At 61.8% G+C, this 15,762-nt stretch carries 14 protein-coding genes; 4 read left to right on the top strand and 10 right to left on the bottom strand.

Annotation, left to right across the window (positions count from 1 at the left end; all coding sequences use genetic code 11):
- Positions 1 to 273: 273 nt before the first annotated feature.
- Entirely contained in the window at positions 274 to 3,363 is a 3,090-nt protein-coding gene (locus FB556_RS04935) for an AAA family ATPase (protein WP_141865433.1), read from the bottom strand.
- Positions 3,363 to 4,523 (bottom strand): metallophosphoesterase family protein, encoded by a 1,161-nt coding sequence (locus FB556_RS04930; protein ID WP_141865431.1) that lies wholly within the window; start codon positions 4,521 to 4,523, stop codon positions 3,363 to 3,365. Before FB556_RS04930 ends, FB556_RS04935 begins: the two co-directional genes overlap by 1 nt.
- A 46-nt stretch (positions 4,524 to 4,569) precedes the next feature.
- Here FB556_RS04930 and FB556_RS04925 point away from each other — a divergent pair, with 46 nt between their 5' ends.
- Together FB556_RS04925 and FB556_RS04920 are read left to right on the top strand one after the other, a co-directional pair.
- Positions 4,570 to 5,478, top strand: a complete 909-nt coding sequence (locus FB556_RS04925; RefSeq protein WP_170200376.1) for an ADP-ribosylglycohydrolase family protein — start codon at positions 4,570 to 4,572, stop codon at positions 5,476 to 5,478.
- A 5-nt stretch (positions 5,479 to 5,483) separates the two neighbouring features.
- A complete protein-coding gene (locus tag FB556_RS04920; RefSeq protein ID WP_246057218.1) occupies positions 5,484 to 6,110 on the top strand; it encodes a protein-L-isoaspartate O-methyltransferase family protein in 627 nt (208 codons plus the stop codon).
- On the opposite strand, the gene FB556_RS04915 is transcribed toward FB556_RS04920, so the two are convergent.
- Positions 6,107 to 7,918, bottom strand: a complete 1,812-nt coding sequence (locus tag FB556_RS04915) for a DUF2207 domain-containing protein (RefSeq protein WP_141865427.1) — start codon at positions 7,916 to 7,918, stop codon at positions 6,107 to 6,109. The two genes, FB556_RS04920 and FB556_RS04915, sit on opposite strands and share 4 nt — an antisense overlap.
- Positions 7,919 to 8,146: 228 nt before the next feature.
- Between FB556_RS04915 and FB556_RS04910 the strand changes: the two genes are divergently transcribed.
- Positions 8,147 to 9,127 carry an SRPBCC family protein gene (locus tag FB556_RS04910; RefSeq protein ID WP_141865425.1) on the top strand — a complete coding sequence of 327 codons (981 nt, stop codon included), beginning with the start codon at positions 8,147 to 8,149 and terminating at the stop codon, positions 9,125 to 9,127.
- Positions 9,128 to 9,135: 8 nt separating this feature from the next.
- On the opposite strand, the gene FB556_RS04905 is transcribed toward FB556_RS04910, so the two are convergent.
- The 7 genes from FB556_RS04905 to clpS are packed head-to-tail and all read right to left on the bottom strand — an operon-like array spanning position 9,136 to position 14,306.
- A complete protein-coding gene (locus FB556_RS04905) occupies positions 9,136 to 10,173 on the bottom strand; it encodes a 3'-5' exonuclease (protein WP_141865423.1) in 1,038 nt (345 codons plus the stop codon).
- Positions 10,170 to 10,787: an RdgB/HAM1 family non-canonical purine NTP pyrophosphatase gene (gene rdgB, locus FB556_RS04900; protein WP_246057217.1), complete on the bottom strand. Its 618-nt coding sequence runs from the start codon at positions 10,785 to 10,787 to the stop codon at positions 10,170 to 10,172. The genes FB556_RS04905 and rdgB overlap by 4 nt, the downstream gene beginning before the upstream one ends.
- Positions 10,788 to 10,791: 4 nt before the next feature.
- Positions 10,792 to 11,559, bottom strand: a complete 768-nt coding sequence (rph, locus tag FB556_RS04895) for a ribonuclease PH (RefSeq protein WP_141865419.1) — start codon at positions 11,557 to 11,559, stop codon at positions 10,792 to 10,794.
- Between the two features lie 13 nt (positions 11,560 to 11,572).
- The gene (locus FB556_RS04890) at positions 11,573 to 12,385 is read right to left on the bottom strand and encodes an MBL fold metallo-hydrolase (RefSeq protein WP_141865417.1); all 813 of its coding nucleotides are present in this window, start codon (positions 12,383 to 12,385) and stop codon (positions 11,573 to 11,575) included.
- A gap of 16 nt (positions 12,386 to 12,401) precedes the next feature.
- On the bottom strand, positions 12,402 to 13,310 hold the full coding sequence (murI, locus tag FB556_RS04885) for a glutamate racemase (RefSeq protein ID WP_246057216.1): 909 nt from the start codon (positions 13,308 to 13,310) through the stop codon (positions 12,402 to 12,404).
- Positions 13,307 to 13,984 (bottom strand): DUF2017 family protein, encoded by a 678-nt coding sequence (locus FB556_RS04880; RefSeq protein ID WP_170200375.1) that lies wholly within the window; start codon positions 13,982 to 13,984, stop codon positions 13,307 to 13,309. The genes murI and FB556_RS04880 overlap by 4 nt, the downstream gene beginning before the upstream one ends.
- Positions 13,985 to 14,003: 19 nt before the next feature.
- The gene (gene clpS / locus FB556_RS04875; protein ID WP_141865411.1) at positions 14,004 to 14,306 is read right to left on the bottom strand and encodes an ATP-dependent Clp protease adapter ClpS; all 303 of its coding nucleotides are present in this window, start codon (positions 14,304 to 14,306) and stop codon (positions 14,004 to 14,006) included.
- A gap of 157 nt (positions 14,307 to 14,463) precedes the next feature.
- Between clpS and FB556_RS04870 the strand changes: the two genes are divergently transcribed.
- A complete protein-coding gene (locus FB556_RS04870; protein WP_141866479.1) occupies positions 14,464 to 15,723 on the top strand; it encodes a nicotinate phosphoribosyltransferase in 1,260 nt (419 codons plus the stop codon).
- The last annotated feature ends 39 nt before the right edge of the window (positions 15,724 to 15,762 follow it).

Raw genomic sequence — 15,762 nt, 5'->3', positions numbered from 1 at the left:
GCAAAACGCCTAGTCAAAATCCCACATGAGGGTTTGATCACAAACTCGGAAATCTCACCGCTGCGACCCCAAAGTGAACAACAAGATGCGCCACCTCAGCCACGCAGGCGTGCCAGGCTCTCTCACCGCACGAGTCAGAGCAATCAGCACCACAAAAGCGTGCGCTGGTTCATGATGAAGTCAGGTTTTTGTGGTTGTTGCCTCTCCCGCTGTTCACCGACGGTTCACCGTTTTGGGCCTGTTGCACTGGCGTAGATGGGAACGAGGAGTGGGCTACGCCAGATTCGGACCGATGATGTTAACCTTCGAACCGGCTTGGGATTTTTGGACTTGGATGCGGTGTGGGATCTGTTGTTTCATGGATTCCACGTGCGACACCAAGCCGATGAGTCGGCCATCGTCCTGCAACGCGGCCAGCACGCCCATGACTTCTTCTAGGGTGTCAGCATCTAACGACCCGAAGCCTTCGTCGATGAACAGGGTGTCCATCGCGACTCCACCGGCTTGGGCTTGGACGGCGTCGGCGAGGCCGAGTGCAAGGGCTAACGAGGCCATAAAGGTTTCGCCACCTGACAGCGTGGAGGGGGTACGCACCGTGTCGTTGAGGTGGTCGATGACCTCGAGGTTCAGCCCCGAGTGCCCGCGACCGCCCTGACCGACTGCGTGTTTGAGTTCGTAGCGGCCACCGGTCATGCCGGTCAAACGCTCTGAGGCATTGGCAGCGACTTGTTCTAGCCACCCGGCCAATACGAAGGAGCGCAATGGCATGCTCACGGCGTTTTCGCCACGTCCTGCGACGACGTCGCTCAGCCCCACGAGCTCTTCATAGATAGCTAATTGTTCGGCGGCACGCTCGCTCAGCTTGGTCAGCAGTTCCTGTTGACTGCGGCACTGGTTTTGGGTGGCCTGGATGCTGCCATGTTCACGGGTAGCCTCGGACAGTGCCTGTTCGGCGGCGCGCTGGGCTTCGTGGGCGGTATCAAGCACCTCTTGCGATGGTTCAGCAACGTCGTCTTGCAGCAATTGCAGACCCGCAATCACGGCGGTCTGGCCGGCTTTTTCAGCAAGGCGATCACCTTCGGTGGTCCACTGCCGCACCAGCGTTTCGTACTCACTTTGCGTGGCAGGGTCTAACAGGTGCTCGCGCGCTTGGGCAGCATGCTCATACGCCGGGTGGTCCTTGGTCGCTGAGTCGGCTAGTGCGTCGTTGACGCGCTGCTGGGCGGTGGTATGGGTGGCGACGGCGGTGGTCACGGCATCGCCAGCGCGCACGATTTGGCCGACCAGCCGGTGCGCCGGTTCTACGGCGACCCGGAAGGCTGCAACGCTGTCATAGTCGCCCAGCGCGTCGGTGAGGTTTTGCTGCAGTTGGTCAAGTTCGGTGGTCTGGGAGGTGATCTGCGTGGTGATCTCGGTGAGCTGCTGCTGGGCGGTGGCTTTGTCTTCGCGCAGTTGTTCCGTTTGGGTGTCTTGGTCCTTAATGCGCGCACCGAGCTCGGTCAGCTCGGTGACCTGACGCTGGGCGTCGTCAACTGTTTGGTTCGCTGCCGTCGCCGCGGCATCAGCCTCGCCGATGCTGAGCCCGCCGGCCTGAGTCTGCAGTGCTTGGAGGTCTTGTAGCTTGGCTTGGTAGGTCTCGTCGGCGGCGTTGGCGGCGCGGCGTGCCTGGGTTGCACGCTGTTCGGACTCTTGGACGGCGTCGTTGGATATCTCGGCGAGGTCATGAGCTTCGGCAGGTTGCGGGTGGGTGGTCGAACCGCAGACTTCACAGGGTTTGCCGGGCTCAAGTTTTTCCGCAAGGAATCCGGCGGCCGCATCAATGCGACGGCGCAGTAGGTCTTGGGCGTCCTCCAGGGCCTTCTCGGCATCGGCTCTCGTCTCATCGCGCACACGCTTGGCATCCTCGGCAGTGGCTTGTGCGGCGTAGGCGTTCCGAGCGGCGGTCTGCTGAGTCTTAGCATTTTCGAGCTGCCGGGTCGCGACCTCAAGGGTTTTCTCCACGCCGGAGAGCTGTTCGGCCCGCTCACGACCCGTGGTCAACTGTGCACAGACCGTGTCGAATTGCTGTTGGAGCTGGACGATACGTTCGGTCAGGGTCTGCTGGGTGGTTTTGCGCTCGGCAAGTTGTTGCAGGCCGGATTGGATCGCGGCATGGGTTTTCTCGTGGTGTGTGAGCTGCTCGAGGCTACGAATCGCAGCGGCTTCAACGGTCTTCCAGCCATCGATCAGCGGCTGGGTATCGGAGGCATCAACGGTGAAAATATCCTGCCCGGCCGCCCAGGCCACAATGATCGGAACCTGTTGGGCGGCATCGCAGCGCTGTTGTAACGTGTCCACGGCGTCGGTGAGATCGGCCTGAGCCGCGTCGCAATGCTGTTGCGCCTCGACGACGGCCTTGGCGCGGGCGTGGTGTTCAAGGTCCAGTTTGGCCTGGCGCACGACGGGTGCCTGCTGGTCGTGGACGCTGCGACGACGGCGGTACTCCTGGGCTTCGCGCAGGTGTTCCTGTTGCTGTTGCAGCCGCGCCAGTTCATCGCGAGCAGTTTTCAGCACGCTGTGGGACTGCTGCACGCGCCGCTGTGCGCCAGCTTCCAGTTCGGTCATCACACCGTCAACGTGGGCAATGAGCTCGGCGTCATCCAGGTCTTCAAGATTTGGTGTTGCAGCGTCCGGCTCGGCAGCCGCGTAGGTTTGGGCGGTGTCGATGATGCCGGCGCGCAGGGTTTGGCGTCGTTGGGCATCAGCCTCCACGGTGCCGCGGAGTGTCTTCGCTTCGGCGGCGAGATACTCGCCGATTTCATCAAAGCGGTGGGTGTTGAATAGCTGTTTGAGAATTTCGGCGCGATCGGAACTCGAGGCCTTCAAGAATCGCGCGAACTCACCCTGAGGCAGCAGCACAACCGAGGTGAACTGTTCGCGGCTCAGCCCAATGACGCCGCGCAGAATCTGCTGGGCCTCATCAACGCGGGTGGTCAGCTGGCGATGCTCGCCGGCCACGATTTCCACAAGCGACATGGCGGCCTGGCGGGTGACGACGTCGGAGGGGTCTTTGGCGCCGCGGCGCGAGGCGAAGTGCTGCAGGGTTCGGTCGATCAGAAATCGGCGGGTGCCAAATGTGACATCAAGTTGGATGGTCGGCGGCACACCAGGGTCAGCCAGTGTCGAGTGGAGTTCGGTATTTTTGCGTTCGTCATCGGCTTTGCCGTAGAGCGCAAACGTGATGATGTCCAAGATGGTGGATTTGCCGGCGCCGGTGGGCCCATCGAGCAGGAACAGGCCGACGTCGTCGAGCTGGGTGAAATCCAGGTGCTGACTGGTGGCGTACGGGCCGATGGCCTGGAAGGTCAGTGCGTGGATGCGCATTATTTCACGTCCTGTTCTTTAACGCGGTTGACGTGGTGCAGGGCATCAGTGAGCCAGCGACGTTCACTCTCCGAGGCCGGGCGGTTGCGGACGTGGTCGACGAAGTCTAAGACCAGGTCCATATCCGTTGTGGCTTTGGCCATGCGCTCGGAGTAGGTGGTTTGGGTTTCCACCCCGCCGGTGGGTGCCAAGATGAAGTTCAACATGCCCGGGAAGCGTTCTTTCAGGCGACGAAAGGCGTGCGGTGGGCGCTTGGGATCGGTCACGGTGATCTGGCACCAGGCATCCTCGGCCCAGGAATATTCATCGGATGCCAGTAGCGGGGTGATCTGGTCTTTGAGCACCGCCAGCTGCTTGAGCTGCGGGATGTCGACGGGCTCTATCGTCAGGTCGCCGTCGCCGATATCCAGAAGCCACATGCCCTTGGTGTGGTTGGCTTCGGAAAACGAGTAGGCAATCGGCGAGCCGGAATAACGCACGGTGGGCGCCATGGTCTGACGGCCGTGGAGGTGACCCAGCGCGACATAGTCCATGCCGTCAAAGATATCGGCGGGCACCTGGCCCAGCGTGCCGACTTCGCCTTCGCCAATATTGCGCTCGGACTCGGATCCGGAGGCGCCGGCGGCAAACAGGTGGGCCATCATGATGTGGGTAGCGCCCTCCAGGCCGCGGGTGGCCATCTCGTCGCGCACCTGGTCCATGACGTAGCGCATCACGGCTGTATGGTTGGCGGCAACCCCGAATTCGGCGGCGTGGTAGCGCGGCTCCAGATAGGGCACCGTCCAAATGCACACGGACCCGGCGTCATCGGTATTAAACACGATCGGATCGGTGATGGCCTCGGGCATCGTGCGAATATAGACGTCGCGCATCATCCGAGACATAAAGCCCAACCGGATAGCCGAGTCATGGTTGCCCGAAGTCACGACGACGGTGGCTCCGGCCGCATGCATATCGACCAGCGCCTGATCAAACATCGCCACGGCATCCACGGGTGGCAGGGCGCGGTCGTAGACGTCGCCTGCGATCAGCACCAGGTCAATATCGCGTTGGGTGATGGTGTCGACGATGAAATCGATCGCGTGCTGCTGGGCGTCGGCCATACCCACGTTATGAAATGAGCGGCCCAGGTGCCAGTCCGAGGTGTGGAGAATTCGCATGCCACTCAGTCTAAGCAACCGGGTGGGACACGCTAAGGTGGTTACTATGGATAACTATTCTTCGCGTGTCGCCGGGTTATTTGCCGGCGGGGCTGCCGCCGAGGCCGCCGCGATTGCTGAAGAGAACACCGAAATTTCCACCGGCACCCAGTTGAGCCTCTATGTTGCCGACGGGCTGTTGGAGGTGCTCGAATGGGCAGCCCAGGGCCAGGCCGCTGACCCGCCTGCGGCCATCTGGTTGGCCCTGCTGCGCTGGTACAAAAACCGGTACGGCGCTTTCCCGGAGGGTGTCCCAGCCGCCCCGGATCGCTGGATTGACCACTATGAGTTCTATCCCGGCGACGTCGACGCCGCGACCAAGACTGGGCTGGAAGAACCCGAGATGGGGCTGGTGCACAAACCTCATGGTCTTGATGCCACCGGTGCTGATGCCTTAATGCGTGCGGCACCACTGGGCATGCTGCCGCAGCTCGATGCTGAATGGGTCACGACCATGTCCCGTCAGATTGCGGTGTTAACGCACGCCGAATGGGTCACCCCGACGGCGTACAGCCTGTTGGTCCATCACCTCATCGGCGGCAAGACGCTGCTGGAGGCCGTCACCGAAGTCCTGGAGTGGTTGGATACCACCGACGACGGCGCGCCGCTAGCCTCCCGCATCCGTTTGAGCCTGGGCGAAGGTATCCAGCCGCCCTCCACTGCGGCCGATGTGCTGGCCGCCGCCATCGCAGCGGTGGCCGACACGCTCGAAGAGGCTGTGGCCCCCGAGCAGCTCTACGCCACCGCCGTCACCAAGGCGGTCAACGCCACAGGCCACACTCAAGCCACCGCCCTGGTGGCCGGGCAACTAGCCGGGGCACTATTGGGCAATACGGCTGTCGGTACGCCGTCGAAACTGAAAAATTATCCCATGGTCGAAGACGCCATCGACCGGTGGATCAAAGTGACGACCTAGGATTCATGATGCCGCGCAATGACTGGGAGTCCATCGTCGCCGAGCGGGCGCCTGGTCCCGGAGGCGATGCAGTGCAGGCCGCGATGCGTCGCCGTCGTCGCAAAAATTTTTTACCCCAAGATCAGCGCAAACTTGCCGGCTACAATCGCCCGCTGCCAATCGGTTACGGCCAAACCAATTCCCAACCCAGCACGGTCGCCGACATGTTGTGGCTACTCGAGGTGCGCCCCGGACACACGGTGTTGGATGTTGGGGCCGGTTCGGGGTGGACGACGGCGATTCTGGGCGATCTGGTCACTGAGGCAGGCAGCGTGTTGGGGCTGGAGATCATCCCAGAACTGGCCGAATCCGCTGCGGCCACGCTCGAACACCAGCAGCTGCCGTGGTGCCGCATCGAAACTGCCACCCGCGGGGTGCTAGGCGCACCCGACCAGGCTCCGTTTGACCGGATCCTGGTCTCGGCAGAGGCCACGTACCTTCCGCAGGAATTGGTTGAACAACTGACCGACGACGGCATCATGGTGATGACGGTCGCAGGCTTCATGTTGCGGGTGGTGCGCCACGGCGAAGATCCGCACGACGCTGAGATCACCCGGCACGGTCCGTATCGGTTCGTGGATTTGATTACCTAACGGCCTCCCGCAGCCCCACCTCCGCCACCACCGCCCACGGCCCCACCTCCGGTTGATCCGGCGGTTGGGCTTGCCGTCGACGCCGCAGAACTCACCGAAGACAACATCGCACCCAGCGCCGACTCCGCGCTGCCATGCCGACCGCTAAACAGCAGCGGATACCAGATCGGTGCCGACCAATTGTACTGCGTGTAGGTTGTGGCCATGACCTTGGTCCACTCTTTCTCGCGCCCGAACTGCACCGCATAGGGCAACAACCGGTCATACATCTGCAGGTACGAACCCTCGTCATCCTGCTGGCGCGGAGCGTTGGAGAACGACTGCAGCATCTCCAACCGTTCGGCATCACTGGTGCGCATCAGCTGTTGCATCCGTTCCAACTGCTGGCGTACGGCAGCGCCCCGCGGGGTGAGCACGCGATGAGTCGTTACGCACACGGCAATCAGCACCAAGCAGACCATCCCCAGCAGCACACTGATCCCGCCCATCGCGTTGTTATCACGGCTAATCCCCATGATCAACAACACCGTCGCAGGGATCAACAACGCCAGCGCGCTCCAACCGGCCAGCGCGGCTCCGCGGTGACGTTTTTTGACCAGGTAACCGCGTTCAAGCACGGCCTCCCCGCTGGCTTTGATCACGGACTCGGTAGCGTGACGAAACGGTTTCGAATCCTTCGGGAAATCAAAGGTCTCCCCCGGCACCAACTCGGGGAACATGCCACGCAGTAACACCCGCTCCTGCGGATCCTCGACCAGCTCGGGCGCAAGTAACCGCAGCACGGGTTTGGTTTCGGTCTGTTTCAACCACCGTGAGGTCTGCGACGTTTCTTCAATCCGGACGACGCCGCGCACGGCCAAATCCAGGATACTTGCGACAATCGGATCATGGCTCTTGCCGGCAATCGGCCCGGCCAACAGCGGGTTCATCTGCTCCGGAATCCCGTAGCCAATACTCGCCTGGCTGGTGTCGCTGCGATGACGCCGCACCATCGCCCACACGGCGAGCGCTCCGAAACCGGCCACCAGCGTTGCCGCAATAACCAACAGCAGTGGCACGACGTCGAGCAGAAAATTGTCGTGCCGTTCGGGTGGCTGCGTCACGGTGCCAGGGTCAACCCCGATGGCCACGGTCAGCCCGTGCCCGCCCGGCAGTGGACCCTCAGCGACCCGAAAGACCGCCTCGTCCTCCGAGAACTCCAAGTCGCAGGACTGTGAGTCCTCCGGGGTGCCAACATAACAGGCCGCTGATCCAGTCAGGGCTGAGGCCAACTCTGGGTCGAGTCGAATCTGGGCGGTAGCATTTTCGATCACTTGCCCACGATCCGATGGGATGACATCCCAGTAGAATTCATCTGCCTGATCGGTCGCGTGCATGACGTCGTCAAGCGTGTAGCGGATGACGTAGGTCTCAGGCCCGTGCACAAAATCGTCGTCGCCCACGAGGATACTTCGGAAACCCTCTTCATCTTCGACTTCAAAGGGCACCTCGTGACCGGCCTCGTCGGTGACGGAAATATTCTCCGGCGCCGCCGGTGCTGAGTGATAGCGCACCGGTAGCGACCGAATAATCCCCCGGTTTTGATCCACCTCAGGGAATTCGGCGTGTAATTGTTCGGTCACCTCGGCGATCGCCCGTCCCTGGGTATCCAGGCTGACGTCGTAGCTCAGGTCCCACCGAGAAAACTGAAAATTTTCCACATCGTGCTCAGCGTCGTCGGCAACCGCTGGCACCGCGACCCCCACACCGCAGGCCAGCACCCCGGCGACGATAGCAAAACTCTTTCGCATAGCAACAGACCACGTCATGGGGCCAGTCTAGAACATCGGATCACAACCCCATTGACGCTCACCCATCACCGGCGTACCGTACGAAACACCAGGTTGTCCGTCTTCCGGCGCTCGCGGTTTCCTTCGCCAGACCAGTTCGACAGTGCTGCTTTCCGGCCCCGGAATGGATCGTGCAGGACTCTGGTCCACGGCAACCGTAATTTCATGTGCCGTCCTGTGCACGGCACCACGATGAGAGGATCAGTCATGGCGATTACTGCTATAGACACCGACCGCGACGCGCTCACGGTGACGTTGGTGGCAGACTTCACGGTTCCGGTCCAACGCCTGTGGGATGCCTATATGGATCCGCGCCAACTCGAACGATTTTGGGGCCCACCGTCTTGGCCTGCGACCTTTACCCAACACGATGTGCGCCCCGGTGGGCGTTCGAACTATCACATGACCGGCCCCGACGGTGAACAATCCGGTGGGTATTGGGAGTTTGTCAACGTCAATCCGCCGCATGCCTTTGAAGTGCTCGACGGCTTCGCCAACCCCGACGGTACCCCAAATACCGAGATGCCTTCGATGACAATGCGGCTGGAGTTTCGCGAGCGGGACGGAGGTTCACGCCTGACCGTCACCACCCGTTTCGCCAATGCCCAGACCCTCGATCAACTCTTGGACATGGGCATGGTCGAGGGGAGTCGTGAGGCGATGGAACAAATTGACGACGTCGTTGCTGACGACTCGGCACTCGAGACGGTCCGCGCAACCCAATTACAGTTACTGGGTGACACGCAGGCTCGCGCGTCTCGGCTATTTCAGATGAACATTGACGATGTCTGGCGGGCGCACCATGATCCGGGGCTGCTGCGCCAGTGGCTGCTCGGGCCCGACGGCTGGGTCTTGAGCGTCGCGGAGGTCGGCCAACGACCCGGCGATACGTTTCGCTATGAGTGGGAGTCTGAAACTGGCGAACCCGGGTTTGGTTTTACCGGGCAGCTCCTGGAATCCCACCCGCCGCACCGGGAGGTCACCACCGAGAATCTCATCGGCGCCGAGGGCCCTGGAACCACCAATGCGATGAATCTGGTGGAGGTTTCGGGAGGCACCCTGTTGACGCTGGTCATTACCTATCCGGACGCCGAATTGCGCAACGAGATCCTGGAGACCGGGATGGTCGACGGGATGGAAGCAAGTTACGCTCGACTTGAGGAGTTCTTCCGCCAGGCGGCGGCCTAGTGTACGCGTTAGATCGCGGTGGCGTGTGGCCAGTTTTCGTTGAGCATCGCCAAGAACTCAGGTTCGGTGACCAACACGATATCTTGGCCCTGGGCCCGCCGGGAGACGACGTCGCGCATTTTGCGCTGCTGCAGGCGCGGATGGTTGTCGACGTCGGTCAATTCTTCGGGACGGATGCCATCGCCAATAATCACCATCGTCGTTGTGGCGTTAATGCGCGATTGGGTGCTTGCGCCATGCGCTGCAGCCTGATTCTTAGCTTCCTGCCGCGGGATGCCCAACATGCCGGTAAATACCACGTGATGTCCGAACAGCGGGTGGCGCGGATCGGCGTCGGGGTTGACCGGCGGGTTGGTGCCCTCGTTGGGCCACCGGATCAGATCCGGTAGGTGTTCGGCGGGGACCGCACCGTTGTTGGCGTCAAATATGCCGGGCATGGTCAGGGCGTGCCGAGTGGGTTTCGAAAGGTTCTCGCCCACGGCCCGGGCCTCGAGCACCCGGCGCTGCATCCCGGTCGCGTCCAACAGCGCATCCAGCGAGGCGGCCTCGACGCGTTTTGCGGCGTCAACCACAATCGCTGCGGCGGCTTTGGCATCTTCTAGTGCGTTGTGGTGGTTGTGCAGTACGTAGCCGGCTTCGGCGGCGGCCGAGGGCAACGCGTGGGAAGCCAGCTGATAGGTTTTGCGAGACAGGGTCAGCGTGCAGGCAAACTCGAGGCGTGGGATGGGCCTTCGTGAGACTTCCAGCCCGGCTTCGATCACACCGATGTCGAAGCCGGCATTGTGGGCCACGACGACGTCGTCGTTAATGAATGCATGCAGTTGCTCAAAGTGTTCGCCAAAGGCCGGTGCGGTGGCGACGTCGGCGGGGGTAATGCCATGGATAGCAATGTTGCGCGGGTCAAACCGGTCAAAACCGGCGGGCGGCTGCAACAGGGTGTAGTGGGTTTCGACCAGGCTGCCGTTGCGGAATTTGGCCGCGCCAATGGCACAGGCCGATCCGCGAAACCCGTTGGCGGTTTCGAAGTCGATTGCGGTGAAATTCACTGACCCAGCACACCTGCCAGATGCGGTGCCAGCGCGCGGAAGGCTTGACCGCGGTGCGAGATCGCATTTTTCGTCTCGGCGTCCAGTTCGGCGCAGGTTTTGCCGAGGTCGGGTAGCTCCATGATCGGGTCATAGCCGAAGCCGTGGGTCCCGCGCGGCTCAAACGTCAGGTCGCCGGAAAGTTGGCCGAATTCAACGTGGCGGGTGTCGCCGTCGGGGGTCGCAAAGGCTGCCGCACACACGAATGCGGCCCCGCGGTGCGGGTGGTCGATATCGGCCAGTTGGGCCAACAGCAGGTTCAGGTTGGCCTGATCATCCCCGTGGGTGCCCGACCAGCGGGCCGAGAAGATGCCCGGGGCCCCGTGCATCACGTCGACGGCCAGTCCGGAGTCGTCAGCGACGGCGATCAGGCCGGTCGCCTGGGCGGTTAGCGTGGCTTTTTTCATGGCATTGGCTTCAAACGTCACGCCGTCTTCGACCACATCAGGGGCGTTGACGGTCGCGGCGTCGACAATCTGTTCGGGGGCAAGCGTGGGGATGGCTTCGGTCAGGATCGCGCGCAGTTCGCGCAGCTTGCCGGCGTTATTGGAGGCCAGGACGATCAGCGGTTCCACGGTGCTACCCCTGTGCTGCCAGCTCGGTGGCGCGGGACTGCGCAGCGGCATCCAGCGCGGCCTGCTGGATCTCGGTCAGCTGGGCGGTGGCAGCCAGGGCCAGGTCAAGCATCGCATCGAGTTGGGCCCGGTTGAAAGGCTGTTCCTCGGCGGTGCCTTGAATTTCAATGAACTCGCCGTCGCCGGTGGTGACTACATTCATATCGGTTTCGGCGCGTACGTCTTCCTCATAGGGCAGATCCACCACGGCGACGTCGTCGACCATGCCCACCGACACCGCAGCAACCGAACCGGTCAGTGGCACGGCGGTTGAGCGGATGATGCGCTGTTCGCGTGCCCATTGAACAGCCAGGGCCAGCGCGACATAGGCTCCGGTGATCGCAGCAGTGCGGGTTCCGCCGTCGGCCTGAATGACGTCGCAGTCGATGACAATCGTGTTCTCGCCCAGGGCTTTAGTGTCGACGACGGCGCGCAGCGAGCGGCCGATCAGCCGGGAGATTTCCTGGGTGCGACCCGAGACTTTCCCACGCACGGATTCCCGGGCGGTGCGTTCGCCCGTGGCGCGCGGTAGCATCGCGTATTCGGCGGTGACCCAGCCGCGGTTTTGACCCTTGAGCCAGCGCGGCACGCCTTGTGTAAACGACGCGGTGCACAGCACTTTGGTGTCCCCAAAGCTGATTACGGCGGAGCCTTCGGCGTGGGTGGACCAGCCGGTTTCGATCGTGACAGGACGCAGCTGGTCGGCTGTGCGGTCATCGGCGCGAGTGGACAAAGGGTGTCTCCTTCTAAACGGTATAGGTCACACCGGATACGGCAACGGCCAGTTGTCCGGCAAAAGTTTCGCGAGCCTCCTGGGATGCGACCAGCGGGTCGTTCCACACGGGAATATGGGTTAACAGCAGCCGGCCGACGTTGGCTTGCGTGGCCATCTGCCCGGCGCGTTTTCCGGTCAGGTGCACGCCGTCGATTGCATCATCGCGGCCCTCGTGGAAGGCTGCCTCGCACAAAAACAGATCAGCATCGCGGGCGGCTTCGACGAGACCCGGGGCGGTGTCGGTATCACCCGAGTAGGTCAGCACCGAGGTCTGCTGTTCGCCGTCGTGGGTTTCTTCGGTGGCTTCGACGCGCAGCGCGTAGGCCTCATCGATCGGGTGGCGCACCGGATACGGGGTAATGTTAAACGGGCCGATTTCCACGGGGGTGCGGACCTGCCAGTCGATGAATTCAAAGTCCGGGTGCATGCCGGGATCCGGGTCCAACCCGTAGGCGATCGCTATCCGGTCGGCAGTATCGGCTGGCCCGTAGACAGGGATCCGCCCGACGTCCCACCCGTTGGGATTCCACCGGACCACGATGTGCAACCCGCACAGGTCCATGAAGTGGTCCGGGTGTAGGTGCGAGAGCATGATCGCATCGATATCTTCCAGTGCCACGTAGCGTTGCAGCGTGCCCAACGCGCCGTTGCCCATATCCAGGATGATGCGCCAAGTTTTCGGGTTGCCCTCGTCGTCGACCCCGTTGGCAGACACCAAGTAACACGAGGCGGGTGAGCCCGGCCCGGGAAATGAGCCTGATGCACCAATAATGGTCAGCTGCATGTCCTCGATTCCTTTGTTAGTGCGCCGCAGAGCCCGACGTCGGAGCGTTGATTACCGACAGTGTACCGGTCGGGAATTGTTCAGCGACCGTACGAATTTGGGTTACGCCGCCGACCTCCGGGCCTAAGAAGCGCTGGGCCAACTGGGCGAAACTGCCCGGATCGCCGGTCGACATGAACTTATGTCGCGTATTGGGGTGCGGATTTTCAGCTCGCGCGCCGGCGGGGTTCTCCAGCCCGTGGCGTACCAGTTCGCGGTAGACCGCGCGCGCCGTGGACTCTGAGGAGGTGACCAAGTTCACATTCTCCCCCATGACATAACTAATGACGCCGGCCAGCAGCGGGTAATGCGTGCACCCTAAGATCAGGGTGTCCACCCCGGCTGTTTTGAAGGGTTCGAGGTATTGTTCGGCAACCGAGATCAGCTCGGGACCGGTGGTGATCCCGCGCTCGACATATTCGACAAAGCGCGGTGCTGCCGATGACGTGATGTCCAGGTGTGGGGCCGCGGCAAACGTGTCCTCATAGGCTCGCGAGGAGATGGTCGCCTCGGTGCCGATGACGCCGACCTTGCCGTTTTGGGTGGAAATGACGGCGCGCTGGACCGCGGGCTGAATGACTTCGACCACCGGGATCCCGTAGCCGGCGGTGTAGCGTTCGCGGGCGTCGCGCAGCACGGCTGCGGTGGCCGAGTTGCAGGCAATGACTAAGAGTTTGACCCCGGCATCAACCAGTTCATCCATGATCGTCAGCGCGAGTCGGCGCACTTGGGCAATCGGTTTGGGACCATAGGGGCTGTGGGCGGTATCGCCCACGTAGACGATGTCTTCATCGGGGAGTTGATCAATGATCGCGCGCGCCACGGTCAGCCCGCCGACGCCCGAATCGAAAATCCCGATCGGCGCTTGAGGGTTGGGCTTGGTCACGATAAATCTCCGATCAACGCCTGCATCAGCGTTTCTTGTAGCCAGGACACGAAGTTGTATAACAACGCCATGTAGCTTTCGACGTCGGTGGCCTGGTCGACCGAGCCGATTGCGTGCACCCGTTCGGCGTCATGCTCATCGACGATGTTTAACCGCGAGGACAATACCAGGCGCACCTGGTTCAGCGCGCGCGAAAACGACTCGGCCTCAGCGCGGGTGAGCATCAATGATCCAGATTGCAATAGCGCATAGGCCCGTTGCAAATCCGCAATTTTCTCCTGGCGGATATCATCCTGGGCCAAGTCACGAAACTGCTCAGAGCCGGCCTGGGCGCCCTCCCCCGAACGAGCATCCGGCAACAGCCGTTTGACTGCCGGGTCGTCTAGGTTGATGTGCACCGGGTCCTCGGTCAGGGTTCCCACCAGGTCCCAGAATGCCGCATCCGTCGATGACGACGGCTGCGCAGGCTGCGGGGCATCGGGCAGTTTGACGGTGTCCGAGGTGCGGAAGCGGTCCAAGAACCGGGGTTTGTCGTCCTCGAGTGGATCATCAACCGGGGACACCCCGCCCAGTAGCGTCAACACATCGGAAAATAGCGATCGCAGAATCTGCCGCTCGGGTTTTTCAAGGAACGCGGAGTACCCGCGCAGAGTGGATTTAAACGCTAATGCCATAAGAAAGTCTGGTGTATCCTTACTGATTCTGCTCGTAGGTCGCCCACAGCCCAAAGCCGTGCATCGCAGCCACGTGCCGTTCGGCCTCTTCCTTGGTCCCGTTGGCCACCACGGCTTTGCCCTCATGATGCACCTGCAGCATGAGTTTATGGGCCACCGAGGCGGAGAACCCAAAATAGGTGCGGAAGACGTAGGTGACATAACTCATCAAATTCACCGGGTCATTCCAAACGAGGACCTTCCAGGGTTCGGCGACCGAGGTGGTCTCTTTGACGGCAATATCTGGATCGATATCGACAGCACACGTAATGGACATGCCCATATTCTAGGCAACAACTTCAGTCTCGGCGTGCCAATTCGTTACGGGCAAGGCCAAATTATGTTCTGCGCACGCTGAAGGGACTAGTGTGGGTCTCGTGAGTAACACCCAACGTGGCATCAGCCCCACTTCGTTTTTCACCGACCACTACGAACTGACCATGGTGGATGCGGCCCGCAAAGCCGGGACCGCGACGCGTCGTTCGGTTTTTGAGCTCTTCGCGCGCCGGCTGCCGGCCGGCCGAAGATACGGCGTCAGCGCAGGTCAAGGCCGGTTTCTTGAGGGCCTGGAGAATTTCCGGTTCGACGACGAGCACCTGGGTTTCCTTTCGGATCACGACGTCGTCTCCGAAGACACCCTGAACTGGTTGGCCGAATACCGTTTCACCGGCAATATTTATGCCTATGCCGAAGGTGAACCCTATTTTCCGCACTCCCCGCTGATGCAGGTTGAGGCGACCTTCCAAGAAGCAGTCATCTTGGAGACCTACTTGTTGTCGGTGCACAACTATGACACTGCCGTGGCTTCGGCTGCCTCGCGGATGACGATGGCCGCTGGCACTCGACCCTGCATTGAGATGGGTTCGCGCCGCGCGCACGAAGAAGCCGCCGCAGCCGCCGCCCGGGCCGCCGCGATTGCCGGTTTTGACTCGACGTCGAACCTGGCGGCCGGTCTGCGCTACGGGATTCCCACCGCCGGGACCGCTGCCCACTCATTCACACTGTTGCACGACGACGAAAAGGCCGCCTTCCAGGCTCAAGTTGAGGCGATGGGCCACCAGACAAGTCTGTTGGTCGATACCTACGACATCGAACAAGGGATCCGCAATGCCGTGGAGGTCGCTGGCCCCGAACTGGCCCATGTGCGCATCGACTCGGGCGACCTGGCCGAAGAAGCCCACCATGCCCGCCGACTGCTCGATGACCTGGGCAATACCAACACCGGCATCGTGGTGACCTCGGATCTTGATGAGTACGCGATCGCCGGGCTGCGTTCGGCCCCGGTCGATTCCTACGGTGTGGGCACCCAGTTAGTCACCGGCTCGGGGGCGCCAACGGCGTCGTTGGTCTATAAACTCACCACGCGCGAAGACCAGCACGGCAACTGGATCGATGTTCAAAAACAAGCCGAGGGCAAATCCAGCCGGGGTGGCCGCAAATATGCTGCCCGCCGGATGGCCAACGGGGTCGCGACCGCCGAGGTTGTGATTGCCGGAAAAGAACCCACCTGGGATGCCGACCACCGACCTCTCTTAGTTCAGGTGGTTACCGACGGTGAGATCGATGCCCGCTTCACCGGTGCGCAAGCCGTGACGCGGGCTGCGGCGCATCATGCCGAGACATTGACCGCGCTACCCCGTGATGCTCGTCGCTTACAGGCCGGTGAACCCGCCATTCCCACCATTTTTGCACTACACTAGGCTTCCCGGTCACCTACACCGGAGAAACACTCCCATACA

This window comes from Enteractinococcus coprophilus, from assembly GCF_006716305.1.
GTDB classification, from domain to species: domain Bacteria; phylum Actinomycetota; class Actinomycetes; order Actinomycetales; family Micrococcaceae; genus Yaniella; species Yaniella coprophila.
Note: the sequence above shows the minus strand (reverse complement) of the source record. Positions and strands in the feature narration are given on the sequence as shown.